The organism is Arthrobacter sp. 05T45, from assembly GCF_056395875.1.
On sequence record NZ_JBFTKI010000003.1, the window covers coordinates 231197 to 245402 of the forward strand.

Consider the following 14206-nt stretch of genomic DNA (forward strand, 5'->3'; position numbering starts at 1 on the left):
TGACATGGCTGAATCGCCCGTGATGTGGTTTGACGAGATCGGCATGGCCGACGTCCCGCGGGTCGGCGGGAAGAACGCCTCGCTCGGCGAGCTCATCCGGACCCTCCAGAGCGAGGGGATACGGGTTCCTGACGGGTTCGCCACCACAGCCGCCGCGTACCGCTCGTTCGTCGTGGCTAACGGGATCGACGCCGCCATGCGATCGCGTATTGCCGCCTACCGGGCCGGGGACGCCACGCTGCGCGCCACCGGCGAGGCCATCCGGGACCTGTTCCTGGCCAGCGAGTTCCCCGGCGACATCGCCGAAGCCATCCGCGCCCACTACCGGACGCTGGGGGACCGGGCCGGCATGGACCGGCTCGCCGTGGCGGTGCGCAGCAGCGCGACGGCGGAGGATCTCCCGGACGCGAGCTTCGCCGGGCAGCAGGAGACCTTCCTGAACATTGCGGGTGAGCGGGAACTGCTGGACGCCTGCCGCCGCTGTTACGCCTCACTCTTCACGGACCGGGCCATCAGCTACCGCGAGGTCAAGGGCTTCGACCACATGGACGTCGCCCTCTCGATCGGCGTCCAGCGGATGGTGCGCTCCGACGTCGGGGCATCCGGGGTGATGTTCTCCATCGATACCGACTCGGGCTTTCCCCGCGCCGCCGTCATCAGCGCGGCCTGGGGCCTCGGCGAAACAGTTGTCCAGGGCACCATCAATCCGGACAAGTACCTGGTCTTCAAGCCGCTCCTGACAGAGTCCGCGGCCGCGGAGGGCATCACCCCGATCATCGAGAAATCCCTCGGCTCCAAGGCCCGGAAGATGGTCTACAGCCGCGGCGGGAGCGCCCGCACCCGGATGGTGGACACCTCGGAGGCCGAGCGCCGGGCCTTCGTGCTGGGCGACGCCGAGATCCTCGCCCTCGCCCGCTGGGCCGTCACGGTCGAAAACCACTACGGCCGGCCCATGGACATGGAATGGGCCCGGGACGGCGAGACCGGGGAACTCTTCATGGTCCAGGCCCGGCCCGAGACGGTCCAGTCACGCCGGACCGGGCCGCAGTTCACCATCCACCACCTGCTGGAACAGGGGCCCGTGCTCGCCACCGGATCGGCCATCGGCGACTCGATTGCGCACGGCACGGCCTGCGTCATCCGGACCGCGGCGGACATCGCGGCGTTCCGCGACGGCGCCATCCTCGTGACCGAAATGACCGACCCGGACTGGGTGCCCATCATGAAACGGGCAGCCGGGATCGTCACGGACCACGGCGGCCCCACGAGCCACGCGGCGATCGTCAGCCGCGAGCTGGGTGTCCCCGCCGTCGTCGGAACCGGCAACGCCACGGCCGTCCTGGCCGAGGGCCGGTCCGTGACGATCTCCTGCGCCGAAGGTGATCTGGGCCGGGTCTACGACGGCACCCTGGCGTTCGAAACCGAAGATGTGGACCTCGGTGCGCTGCCTGCGACGCGCACGGCCGTCATGGTCAACATCGCCAGCCCGGCCGCGGCCTTCCAGTGGTGGCGGCTGCCGGCGGACGGCGTCGGGCTTGCCCGGATGGAATTCATCATCAGCAGCCTGATCCGCGTCCATCCCATGGCGCTTGTCCACCCGGAACGGGTCACGGATCCCGCCGAGGCGCGCCAGATCCGGGAGCTGGCGCAGGGGTATGCGGACCCGGCCGAGTACTTCGTGGACGCCCTGTCGCTGGGGATCGCCAAGATCGCCGCGCCGTATTATCCGCGCCCCGTGATTGTCCGGCTCAGCGACTTCAAGACCAACGAATACGCCCACCTGCTCGGCGGGGCCGCCTTCGAGGAACCGGAAGAGAATCCCATGCTCGGGTTCCGCGGCGCCTCGCGCTACTACGACCCCCGTTACCGTGAGGGGTTCGCGCTCGAATGCGCCGCGCTCAAACGGGTCCGCGAGAAGCTCGGGTTCACCAACGTGATTGTCATGGTGCCGTTTTGCCGCACGCCGCAGGAGGCAGACAAGGTCCTGGCCGTGATGGCCGAGCACGGTTTGGTCCGCGGCAGCAACGGGCTGCAGGTGTACATGATGTGCGAAATCCCGTCCAACGTGGTCCTGGCCGAGAAGTTCGCCACCCGCTTCGACGGGTTCTCGATCGGCTCCAACGACCTCACCCAGCTGGTCCTGGGTGTGGACCGTGACTCCGGCCAGCTCGCGGCGCTCTTCGATGAGCGGGACGAGGCCGTGATGGCGATGATCAGCGAGGCCATCCGCAAGGCCCACGCTGCCGGGATCAAGATCGGCATTTGCGGGCAGGGACCGAGCAACCACCCGGAGTTCGCCGCGTTCCTGGTGCGCGAAGGGATCGACTCGATCTCCCTGAACCCGGACAGCTACCTCAAGACCGTGCCGCGGATCGCGGCAGCGGAGACAGAGTCAGCCAGGAAATAGTCATCCCGGTAGCGGGGCCTGCCGCGCGCTTTCCCGGGACCGCACCGGGCTGGCGGCGCCGTGGCGGCCGGGGCCGAGTGAACGCAGGGCATTGAGGATCGTGGCGAGGTCCACCAGTTCCTGGGACAGGGCGCCGGCGATGGCCGGCACGTAGCCCGCGGCCGCGGCCAGCATGAGGGCCACGCTCAGGCCGATGCCGATCCAGATGCTCTGCAAGGCCACCTGCACGGTGCGTTGCCCGATCCGGACAGCGGTCCCCACCTTGGAGAGATCATCGAGGATGATCACGACGTCGGCCGACTCGCCGGCCGCCGTCGAGCCGCGGGCGCCCATGGCGATTCCGACGTCGGCGACCGCCAGGACGGGGGCATCGTTGACGCCGTCGCCGACCATCATGACCGGACGGTCCGGCAGCGACCTGATGGCCTCGACCTTGTCCCGCGGCAGGCACTCGGCGCGGACGTCGGTGAGCCCTGCCTCGTCCGCGATGTGCCGGGCCGTGGCGAGCGCGTCACCGGTCAGCATGACTGTTCGGCGTACGCCCAGGGCCTTGAGGTCGGCGAGGGTGCGGCGGGTCTCTTTGCGAATGGGATCGCTCATCACCAGGGCGCCCACGAATTTTCCGCCGGCACCGACGTAGATGGCGAGCTCGCCGCTGGCCAGCCCCGCCTCCACCACGCCGGACGCCCACTCTGCGACGAACGCGGGCTTGCCCACCACCACGTCCTGGCCGTCGAACCTGGCGCGGACCCCGTGGGTGGCGAATTCGGTGGCTTCGGTGGCGGCCGCGAAGGGCAGGGCCCGGTTCCGGGCGGCCTCCATCACCGAGGCGGCCAGGACATGCGAGGAATACTGTTCCGCGGACGCCGCCAACTGCAGGACCTCGTCCTCTGCGAGGGGCCCGGCGGTCCGGATACGCAGCAGGGACGGGCGGCCGTACGTGAGGGTTCCTGTCTTGTCGAAGGCGGCCGTCTTGATCCGGCTCAGCTGTTCCAGCACCCCGGCGTGCTTGACGATGACACCGGAGTGCGCGGCGCGGCTCATGCCGCCGAGGAACGCCACCGGCGCTGCGATCAGCAGGGGGCACGGCGTGGCCACCACGAGGACCTCCGCGAAGCGTTCCGGGCTGCCGCTGATGATCCAGCCCACGGCGCCGAGCACGTACGCGAGGGCCGTGAACGGCACGGCATAGCGGTCAGCGAGCCGGACCATGGGCGCCTTGCTGTCCGCCGCCTCCTGCACGAGGGCGACGATCCGGCTGTACTGCGAATCCTCCATGCGCGCCGTGACCCGCATCCGGACCGCGGCCTCACCGTTCAGCGACCCGCTCATGAGCCCGTCCCCGGCGGACCGCTCCACCGGCAGGCTCTCCCCGGTGAGCGAGGACTCATCGAAAGAGCCGGACTCGGAGAGCAGGACGCCGTCCAGCGGGACCACCTCGCCGGGCCTGACCAGCAGGACGTCCCCGATCTCGACGTCGGCGGCCGCCACGTCCTCGTGTTGGCTCTCCGTTGGGGTTCCGGCTGTGTGGGTTCCGGCGGCGGGAGAGCCGGCTGTGTGGTCTCCGACGGCGGCAGAGCCGTTGCGCTCCCGGTGGGCCGTCTGCGGGACGCGTTCGAGCAATGCGGTGAGTTCGCCCTTGGCCCTGCCGGCGGCGTAGTCCTCAAGGGCAGTGCCGCCCGCAAGCATGAGTACGACGATCATCGAGGCGATGTATTCGCCCACCAGCACGGTGCTGACGATTGCGGTGACGGCCAGGATGTCGATGCCGAACTGGCCGCCTGCGAGCCGGCGCGCCATCCCGACGGCGAGGTAGGCCGCCACAGCCAGGGCATAGACGCTCGCAGCAGCCCGGGCTATGCCTTCCTGCCCGGAGAACAGCAAGACCAGCACCGCCAGCAGGACGACGAGGGTCCCGGCCACGAGCGGATACCGGAGTACGAATTTCACGGATGTTCCGCCTTAGCTTCGTATCAGTTTTGGCGTCTCCCTGAATCCTACTGCGCGGCCGCGCCCGGCTTGCCGGGGACGGCCTCCCGGACCGTCCCCGGACCCCGGCATGAGAGGCTGGAAGAGCATCCGTCCCGATCAAGCGGGCCGGCGCGCAGGGACCCGATACATGCAATGGGCGCGGCGCAGCACAAGCGATGCCAGGAGGAATGACGTGCGAAGCAGTTCAGAGACCGTCGACACCCGGACCGCCCTGGTGGTGGGGGCAAGCGGAATTGCCGGATCCGCCCTGGTGGACAGGCTCGCCGAGGAGGGCTGGGACGTGGTGGGGCTCTCCCGCAATCCCCTTCGCCGCCGTGACGTGCGCCATGTGAGCGCGGACCTGACATCCGTGGAGAACCTGCGCGAGGCCCTGGCAGGTGTTTCGCCCACCCATGTGTTCTACACCGCCTGGTCCAGGCGGAAGACCGAACAAGAGAACATCGACACAAACGCGGGCATGCTGCGGAACGTCCTCGCCAGCCTCAACGGCAAGCCTGTGAAGCACGTCGCCCTCATGACCGGGCTGAAGCACTATCTGGGCCCGTTTGAAGCGTATGCGGCCGGGGAAATGCCGGACACCCCCTTTCGGGAGAGCGAGCCGAGGCTGCCGACGCCGAACTTCTACTACGCCCAGGAAGACGAGTTGTGGGCTGCGGCCGCGAAGCAGGGCTTTGGCTGGTCCGTGCACCGGGCGCATACGGTGATCGGACATGCGGTCGGGAACGCCATGAACATGGGGCTCACCCTCGCCGTTCAGGCATCCATCTGTAAGGAACTGGGCCAACCGTTCATCTTCCCGGGCTCCGAGACGCAGTGGAACAGCCTCACGGACATGACCGACAGCGGACTGCTGGCGGACCACATGATCTGGGCGGCCACAGCGGACAACGTTGGCGACCAGGCCTACAACATCGTCAACGGCGATGTCTTCCGCTGGCGGCGCATGTGGCCTGCGCTGGCCGACTACTTCGGGGTCGAGCCGGTAGGTTACAGCAACGAACCGCGGCCGTTGGAGCAGCAAATGCGCGGCATGGAAGGCGTGTGGTCGGCCATCGCCGCCCGCCATGGGCTGGCCGAACCCGACCTCGCGCAGGTCGCCTCCTGGTGGCACACGGACGGCGACTTGGGCCGGAACCTCGAGGTGGTCACGGACATGAGCAAGAGCCGGCTTGCCGGTTTCACCGGGTACCGCCGCACGGAAGACGCCTTCCTGCAGCTGTTCGACCGGTACCGTGCGGACGGCCTGATTCCGGCGGCCTCCTAGGCTGCGGCACGGGCGGGGCCTTTGAGCCCTAGCCTGCCGTAGTGCGTGGTGCCAAGGTGAAACATGGGGTCCATGACCGCGGGCCGCCGCCGGCTGTTGGTGATCGCGGCCGTGGTGGTTGCGCTGCTTCTGGCCGCCGGTGCCGCGGTCGTGCTGCTTCAGGGGGCGCCGACGGCGTCACCGCCCCCATCTGCGCCCGTCACCGCCCCGGTATCCGGACCCGTCAGCGCAAGTGCCTCCGGGACCGCGCCCCCTGCCTCCCCGTCCCCTGAACCGACCTCGGCATCGCCGGCCCCGGACACCAGCGTGCCAGTTCCGGCCGAGCCGGTTCCCGTCCCCCCGCCGAGCCGGGCACCGACGGCTCCCGCTCCCGTGCCCCCCGCGGCGCGGTTCCCCGCCGCGCTCGCCGGCCACGACGTCGAGACCATCCCGGGCGCCGCGACGGTAGTGGCCCTGACCTTCGACGCCGGCGCCAACGCTGCCGGACTGCCGAGCATCCTGCAGAGTCTCGCAGCCGCGGACGTACGGGCCACGTTCTTCCTTACCGGCAGCTGGGCCGCCGCGAACCCCGGAAGCGTGGCGGCGATCGTCGCCGGCGGGCACCGGGTGGGCAACCATTCCATGACCCATCCGGCCTTCACCGGGCTGCCCGACGCCGGCATCAAGGACCAGGTCCGATCGGCCGAACAGGCCATCCGGGCGGCCGGGGCTGACCCGCGGCCGCTCTTCCGGTTTCCCCTCGGCGACCGCGACGCCAGGACCATCGCCACCGTCAACAACCTCGGCTACCTTCCGGTGCGCTGGAGCGTCGACACCCTGGGCTGGAAAGGCACCAGCGGCGGAGCGACGGCGCAGCTCGTCGCGGACCGCGTCCTGGCGGGCCTGCAGCCGGGGGAAATTGTCCTGATGCACATCGGCTCCAACCCCGACGACGGCACCACGCTGGACGCCGCTGCCCTGCCCCAGCTGATCAGCCGCATCCGCCAGGCCGGCTATGGCTTCACCACCCTCGACGCACTCCTGGGCTAAGGGCGGGCCCAACGCCACTGTCGCGGCGCACTGATCGCTGATAGGACAGGGCCATGACGGAGTCGCCCACAGTTGCCGCCGCGCTGGCTCCCGTCGATGCCGTGATCTTTGACCTCGACGGCGTCGTGACCGATACCGGCGAGCTCCGCGCGGCAGCCTGGAAACAACTCTTTGACGACGTCATGACGGACCCCCGGCTTCCCTCGGACGCGCGGCGCGCGCCCTTCACGGACGATGACTTCGCACGCTGGATCGAGGGCCGGACCTGGGAGGACGGCGTGGCCGCATTCCTGGCCTCGCGCGGGGTCCCCATTCCCCGCGGCTCGCCCGCGGACGGCCCGGACGAGTGGACGGCGTTCGGACTCGCGCAGCGCCAGAACGGAAATTTCGAAGCCATGCTCGCGGGCCGGCCCGTGCCCGTTTTCCCCGGCACCGTGGCGCTGCTCGAGCGGCTCCGGGCCGGGCGGATCCCCGTGGTCCTCGCCACCTCCAGCCGGAACGCCGCCGCGATCGTGGCCGCCGCGGGCCTTGGCGAGGTCTTTGACCACATCGTGGATGGCCAGACGGCCCTGGACCACGATGTCGCCGGAATGCCGGCGCCGGCTTTGGTCCTCGAAGCCGTGCGCCGGCTGGAGATCACCCCCGCCCGGGCCATGGTGATCGCGGACGCCGCAGCCGGCGTGGAAGCCGGGCGACGTGGGGGATTCGGGCTCGTGGTCGGCCTCGACCGGGCCGGGCGGCGGGCTGCGCTGGAAGCCGCGGGCGCCGACGTCGTGGTTGAAGACGTCAGCGAACTGGACATCGGGCTGGTCATTACGCACCCGTGGCTGCTGGTGTACGAGGGTTTCGATCCCGCCCACGAAGGGCACCGGGAGGCGCTGACCACGCTCGGCAACGGCTACCTCGCCACCCGCGGCGCCGCCCCGGAACACCGCGCGGGGGACGCCCATTATCCCGGCAGCTACCTTGCGGGCGTCTACAACAGCGTCGCGAGCGTCGTCCAGGGCGTAGAAACCGTGGATGAGCACATGGTTAACATCCCGGACTGGCTGCCGCTGGATGTCCGGGTGGGCGACGGTGCGTGGTGGTCCGGCGGCGGCCTGACGCTCCGCAGCGAGCGGCGCACCCTGGACCTCAAGCGGGCCCTGCTGAGCCGGGAAGCACTCGTGGCGGACGGCGCCGGACGGCAGCTTCAGGTACTCCAGCGCCGGCTCGTGTCCATGGCCGAGCCCCACTTGGCCGCACTGGAAACCACGCTGACCGCCGTCGGGTGGAGCGGGTCCATCAGCATCCGCAGCGGGTGCGACACCGGCGTCACCAACTCCAACGTGCCCGAGGACGCCCAACTGGCCAACCGGCACCTGACAGGGGTGGCGGTGTCCTCGTCGGAGTCTTCGTCGGAGGACGGTTCGGACGCTGCTGAGCTGACGGTTCAGGTGCAGACGTCCGGGAGCAGGATCGGGATCGCCCTGGCACTGCGGACCCGGATTTCCGGCGGCGGGGTGCCCGTCGGGGCCGGCGCAATTCCCGAGGTGGCAGGAGGGATGTACAGCCACCGCTTCGAGCTGCAGGTCACTGACGGTATCCCCGTCACGGTCACCAAGGCAGCGGCCGTCGCCACCTCCCGGGACCACGCCGTCGCCTCGCCGCTCTCGGGGGCGCTCGCGGTGCTGTCGCGCGCACCCCAGGAGTTCGACGCGCTGCTGGCGGACCACGACGCGGCATGGCGCCTGCTGCTGGCACCGTTCATCATCGAATCCGATGCCACGTCCCAGGCCCAGCTGATACTGAACCTTCACGTTTTCCATCTGCTGCAGACACTCACCACCCACACAGCCGAGCTCGATGCCGGGGTCCCGGCCCGGGGGCTCCACGGTGAAGGCTACCGGGGGCACATCTTCTGGGATGAACTCTTCGTCTTGCCGGTCCTGAACTCCCGGCTGCCCGCGGTGGCCCGCGAGCTGATTGACTACCGCTGGCGGCGGCTGGGAACCGCGCGGGACGCGGCCCGGAAGGCCGGGCTGCGCGGCGCGCTTTTTCCGTGGCAGAGCGGCAGCGACGGCACCGAGCAGACACCCAAGTTCCTGTTCAACAAGCTCTCCGGGCACTGGATGCCGGACTACTCACGCCTGCAGCGGCATGTCGGACTGGCGGTCGCCTACAACGCCTGGCAGTACTTCGAAGCAACCCAGGACCGGGGCTGGCTGACCCGGCACGGCGCCGAGATTGTGGTGGACGTCGCCAGGCTGTTCGTCTCCCTGGCGGAGCACGACGCCGCCCAGGACCGGTTCCACATCAAGGGCGTCATGGGCCCGGATGAATACCACACCGGCCACCCGGGCAACCCCGGCGGCGGCCTGGACGATAACGCCTACACCAACATCATGGCGGCCTGGGTATTTGACCAGGCGGTCTGGATCATGCATTCAGTACAGGGTTTCGACATGGAGGAACTCCGGGCACGGCTGGGGATCACGGGCACGGAAATCGACGCCTGGGCGCACCTGAGCCGGCGCATGTTCGTTCCCTTCCACGGCGGCGGAATCATCAGCCAGTTCGACGGTTACGGCGCCCTGCGGGAACTCGACTGGAATCACTACCGCCGCGCCTACCGCAACATCGAACGGCTGGACCTGATTCTCGAAGCCGAAGGGGACAGCACCAACCACTATCGGCTGGCCAAACAGGCGGACGTCCTGATGCTCCTGTATGTTCTTGGCGAGGACCAGCTCCTGGGGTTCCTGCGCCGGATGGGCTACGACGTCGAGCCGGCGCAGATCGCGGCCACCGTGGACTTTTACCTGGCCCGGACCGCGCACGGCTCCACCCTTAGCCGGGTCACCCATGCCTCGGTGCTGGCGCAGCACGATCCGGAGCGGGCGTGGGCGACATTCCGGGAAGCCTTGGACACGGACCTGGACGATACCCAGGGCGGCACCACGCGCGCGGGCATCCATTTGGGCGCCATGGCAGGCTCGATCGACGTGGTCCAGCGCAGCTTCGCCGGGCTACGGATCACCCGGGACGCCTTGGACTTCACCCCGCGGCTGCCGGCCGAGCTGTCCCGGGTGGAGTTCCAGGTCCGCTACCGTGACCAGTTGCTGTCCGTGCACCTCGGGCCGGACCGGCTGCGGGTGTCCGCCGCCCCGGGGGACGCGGCTCCGGTGCTGGTGCGGGTGGGCGTCGAGAAGGTGCTGCTCCGGGCGGGCCAGGAGCACGAGTTCCGCCGGGACGCCGGGACGCCCGGCTGACGCGCCGAAGCGTGTCCCCGGCGTTGTCGTGGTGACTTGCTTGCGATGGTTCCGGGCTATGTCGTGTCCATGTGCAGCACGGCCGCTCCGGTGATCCGGTCCTCCGCCAGGTCCCGCAGGGCCCGGTCCGCGGCCTCGAACGGGTAGGCCACAGTGGTCGGGCGGAGCGGGATCTCGGCGGCGATCCGGAAGAACTCCTCGCCGTCGGCCCTGGTGTTGGCTGTGACACTGCGCAGCTGGCGCTCTTCGAAGAGCTCGTCGGCGTAGTGCAGCGGCGGAATATCGCTCAGGTGGATGCCCGCGACGGCGAGCGTCCCGCCGCGGTCCAGGGCCCGGAGCGCAACCGGCACCAGGCCGCCCGCGGGGGCGAAGAGGATCGCGGCATCCAGGGGATCGGGCGGTTGTTCCTCGGCCCCGCCCGCGAACGTCGCGCCGAGGTCCAGGGCCAGCGCGCGAGCCTGCGCGGACCGGGTCATGACGTACACGCGGGCACCCCGGTAGAGGGCGATTTGGGCCGCCAGATGCGCGGAGCCGCCGAACCCATAGATGCCCAGCCGTCCGCCGATCGGCAGTTCGGCCCGGGTCAGGGCCCGGTAGCCGATGATGCCTGCACACAGGAGCGGCGCAGCCTCCTCATCGCTGAACGTCTCCGGGATCCGGTAGGCGAAGTTCTCCGCCGCGGTGATGAGCTCGGCGTACCCGCCGTCGCGGTCCCAGCCGGTAAACGTGGGGGACAGACAGAGGTTTTCCTGGCCGCGCAGGCAGAACCGGCAGGCGCCACAGGTGCCGCCCAGCCAGGCCACGCCCACCCGTTCGCCGATGCCGAACCTGGCGGCCCCCGGTCCCTGCCCGATCACCTCACCCACTACCTCGTGGCCGGGGATGACCCCGGCGTGCCGCGGCGTGAGGTCGCCCTCGGCCAGGTGCAAGTCCGTGCGGCACACACCGCAGACCCGCACTTTCAGCAGGACTTCACCGCGTCCCGGCACAGGATCCGGGCGGTCGGTGGCCACGAGGGGGCCGCTGGACATGGGCCCCGGAAGTCCAACTTGCCATGCTCGCACCGCGGCCTCCTTCTTTGCAGCGTCTGCAGGTCCGAATCGGTTGCGCTCGCGGCGGCTAGCGGGTGACCAGCACGTTGCAGCGCGCCTTGTGCAGCACGGCGGAGACCGTGTTGCCGGCTCCGGCCGCAGGGTTGTGGGTCCCGAGCACCAGGACGTCGGCGTCGTCCGCGGCGTCGAGGAGCTCCCGGGCCCCATGGCCCTCACGCAGGGCGCCGGTAACCTCCAGCCCGGGCGCCATCCCGCGGGCCTCGTCGATGGCGCGGTCGAGCAGCTCCTGGCCGTGGAGCAGGGCATGGCGGCCGTGCTCTTCCCGTGCCCCGCCGCGCAATGGATCGACGTGGACGAGGTGCAGCGGGGCGCCGAGGACTTTGGCCAACCGGATGGCCTCGGCCACCGTGGCGGGGCTGCGGGGCGAGGCATCGACTCCCACCACGACGGGGTGGGCCCGTCGGCGCGGGCGCCGGATTATCATCACCGGGCAGGGTGCCGAGCCGGCCAGATCGATGCAGACCGAGCCGGCCACCTGGCCCAGGACGGCGCCGAGGCCCCGGCTGCCCACTACCAGCAGCCGTGCGTCCCGGGAGGCGTCGCGCAGCACGGGTGCCGGGAGCCCGGCCTCCATGACGCCGTCGACGGCGGGGCCCGGACGTTCCGGCTCCTGCCCGGTAACGGCGCGCTCGGCCCCCAGCGGTGCGCCGCCGGCCGCTTCGCGGGCGGCGCCGCGTGCCAGCTCGATGCCCTCGGCGAGGACGGCTTCCGCGGAATGCCGCAGCCCGCTGCCGGCCACGCCCTTGACAGGGCCCAGGTTCTTGGTGAAAACCGGCCACACCCAGGCATGGATCACCAGGAGGTCCAGCCCGGCCGCGGCCGCGTATTCGGCCGCCCAGCGAACGGCGAGTTGGGCGGCCCCGGACCCGCCGTAACCGACCGCCACGGTGCCGCCCTGCTGCCCTGTGGGTGCCGACATTATTCCTCCCGGCTCGTCGGACGCACCCCTTCGCCCGGCACTATGTGCAGCCCCAGTAGAACCCTGCGGCCCGGGAATGTGTAGGGGCTTTGGTCCCGCGGGCTGGCCGCCTCCGGGGCCGCGCCCGGGGCCGCCGGTGAACTAGGGTTGAAACATGCACAATGCGGGGGATAGCTGATGGCCAAGCGGGGCAAAGGGCGGGGCGCCCAAACCGCCGGGCCGGGAGTGGTGGAAGTGCCCAAGGGTTCCCGCCCGGCCGGTCCTTTGGCCGGGGTGTACTACATCGATACCGGGGACTGCGAGCTGATCCCGGACCAGGACAATTCCACCGGCTGGCTCCTGCGCATCAACGGCGTCATGAGCTCGCACATTGACCTCGCGGACCCGTTGTTCCTCGACTTCGAGTACATGCGCTGGATGGCAGCCCTGGTGGAGTCGCGCTGGCCGCGGGAGCCTGGGCCCAAGCTGCGCGCCCTGCACCTTGGCGGGGGAGCGTGCTCAATGGCGCGCTATTTCCACGCCGCGTACTCGGACGCCCGCCAGGTGGTGGTGGAGCTGGACGGCAAGCTGGCCGACTACGTCCGGGGCTGGTTCGACCTGCCCAAGGCGCCGTTGCTGCGCCTGCGCGTGGGAGAGGCCCGCGAGGTCACCGAGAGCCTGACCCCGCAGACCCGGGACCTGATCATCCGCGACGTCTTCGCCGGCTCGCTGACCCCGCGGCCGCTGACCACCCGGGAATTCATCGAGCACGCCAAGCGCGTCCTGGCCCCCGGCGGGATATATGTGGTCAACTCCGGCGACGCCCCGGACCTCAAGAATGCCCGCGAGGACGCCGCGACCATCGCCGACGCCTTTGCCTACACCGTGATCATCGCGGATCCGGCCATGCTGAAGGGCCGGCGCTACGGCAACATGGTCATGGCCGGCAGCGATGTCCCGTTCGACGACGACCCCGGCCTCGCGCGGCGCCTGCTCGGCGGTGCGGTGCCGGCCCAAATCTGGAACGACGAAAAGGTGCGGGCGTTCGCGGCCGGCGCCGCCGTCCGGCATGACCCGAAGTCGCCCGTTCTCGCTGAGCCGGCCGCGGAACCGCCCGTTCTCGCTCAGCCGCCCGCCGAGCCCCCGGCTGGGCCCCGCGCAGGGACGCCGACTGCTCCGTAGCAGCCCCTTTGCGGCACCATATTTGCGGCACTAGAGAGGCGGCTACGGAGCAATCGATGGGGCTGCTCCGCGGCCCAGCAGGGCATCGCGGTGCGCCGCGGTCTGCTCCCGCAGCGCCTGTACGAGCGCGGCCACCGCCGGCCGGCGCATCGAATCGGGCCGGAGCACCATCCAGTAGGGCAGCAGCTCCGCGAATTCATCCGGCAGAAGCCGGACCAGGTCCGGATGCAGGTCGGCCGCGAAACAGGGCAGGAACCCAATCCCGGCGCCGGCCCGGGTGGCCTCCACGTGGACGAAGACGTTGGTGGAGCTCAGCCCGTCCCGCATGGTGGGCACCAGCCGCCGCGGGGCGTCCAGATCGTCCACCTGCAGCATCGAATCGACGAAGTAGACCAGCGAGTGGGCCGTCAGTTCCTCCACGGTGGCCGGGGTGCCGTACTCGGCGAGGTAGCCGCGGGAGGCATACATTCCCAGCATGTACTCGCCGAGCCGCGCGGCCTCTGCCCGGTGCACCTGCGGCTCGCCGACCACCACCTCGATGTCCAGGCCGGACCGCTGCTGGAGCGCCCGGCGCGTCACGGTGATGATCTCGACGCTGAGGCCGGGATGGTCGCGGCGGAGCCGGGCCACGGCCGGGGCGGCGATGTAGGCGCTGAATCCATCCGTCGCGGTCATCCGTACGACGCCGGTGATGGGGTCCGGGGTGTGCCCGGGCTGCTCCAGGGTGCGCACGGCGCTCTCGACCTGCTCGGCCACCCGAACGGCCTCGGCACCGAGCTCGGTGAGCTCCCAGCCTCCCGAGGCGCGGGAGAGCACGCGGCCACCCAGCGCCTTCTCCAGCGCCGCGATCCGGCGGGAAACGGTGGTGTGGTTCAGTCCGAGCGTCTGTGCCGCCGTCGTGAATTTCGCCGAACGGGAGACCGCGAGCAGGACCAGCAGGTCATCAGGATTGGCGTTCATATCTGCAATTCTGCACATAGCGGGTGCTGGTTTGGCCATTGAATCGCCGTGGATGTGCGGCAATACTCAATGAAGCCATTTCAGTGCTGTGCGTCACAGCGCGTGTCACCG

9 protein-coding genes are annotated in these 14206 nt (G+C 70.1%); 5 read left to right on the forward strand and 4 right to left on the reverse strand.

The genetic code is table 11. The features are described 5' to 3' along the window. Positions 1-4 precede the first annotated feature (4 nt). On the forward strand, positions 5-2407 hold the full coding sequence (gene ppsA / locus AC1DGD_RS05640) for a phosphoenolpyruvate synthase (RefSeq protein ID WP_476856165.1): 2403 nt from the start codon (positions 5-7) through the stop codon (positions 2405-2407). Here the strand turns inward: ppsA and AC1DGD_RS05645 are convergent, their stop codons facing one another. Then, the gene (locus tag AC1DGD_RS05645; protein ID WP_476856166.1) at positions 2408-4357 is read right to left on the reverse strand and encodes a heavy metal translocating P-type ATPase; all 1950 of its coding nucleotides are present in this window, start codon (positions 4355-4357) and stop codon (positions 2408-2410) included. It lies immediately after the preceding gene. A 214-nt stretch (positions 4358-4571) separates the two neighbouring features. Between AC1DGD_RS05645 and AC1DGD_RS05650 the strand changes: the two genes are divergently transcribed. From AC1DGD_RS05650 to AC1DGD_RS05660, 3 genes are all read left to right on the forward strand, one after another. Beyond that, positions 4572-5663, forward strand: a complete 1092-nt coding sequence (locus AC1DGD_RS05650; protein WP_476856167.1) for an SDR family oxidoreductase — start codon at positions 4572-4574, stop codon at positions 5661-5663. Positions 5664-5735: 72 nt separating this feature from the next. Next, positions 5736-6692, forward strand: a complete 957-nt coding sequence (locus AC1DGD_RS05655) for a polysaccharide deacetylase family protein (RefSeq protein WP_476856168.1) — start codon at positions 5736-5738, stop codon at positions 6690-6692. A 53-nt stretch (positions 6693-6745) separates the two neighbouring features. After that, positions 6746-9943, forward strand: a complete 3198-nt coding sequence (locus AC1DGD_RS05660; protein WP_476856169.1) for an HAD family hydrolase — start codon at positions 6746-6748, stop codon at positions 9941-9943. Positions 9944-9999: 56 nt separating this feature from the next. On the opposite strand, the gene AC1DGD_RS05665 is transcribed toward AC1DGD_RS05660, so the two are convergent. Beyond that, positions 10000-11007, reverse strand: coding sequence for a zinc-dependent alcohol dehydrogenase family protein (locus AC1DGD_RS05665; RefSeq protein WP_476856170.1), 1008 nt, complete (start codon positions 11005-11007; stop codon positions 10000-10002). A 55-nt stretch (positions 11008-11062) separates the two neighbouring features. Further along, on the reverse strand, positions 11063-11974 hold the full coding sequence (locus AC1DGD_RS05670; RefSeq protein ID WP_476849841.1) for a universal stress protein: 912 nt from the start codon (positions 11972-11974) through the stop codon (positions 11063-11065). Positions 11975-12151: 177 nt separating this feature from the next. Between AC1DGD_RS05670 and AC1DGD_RS05675 the strand changes: the two genes are divergently transcribed. Continuing rightward, a complete protein-coding gene (locus tag AC1DGD_RS05675; RefSeq protein WP_476856171.1) occupies positions 12152-13135 on the forward strand; it encodes a spermidine synthase in 984 nt (327 codons plus the stop codon). Positions 13136-13177: 42 nt separating this feature from the next. Here AC1DGD_RS05675 and AC1DGD_RS05680 read toward each other — a convergent pair whose 3' ends face one another. After that, positions 13178-14095 (reverse strand): LysR family transcriptional regulator, encoded by a 918-nt coding sequence (locus tag AC1DGD_RS05680; protein WP_476849839.1) that lies wholly within the window; start codon positions 14093-14095, stop codon positions 13178-13180. Between the last annotated feature and the right edge of the window lie 111 nt (positions 14096-14206).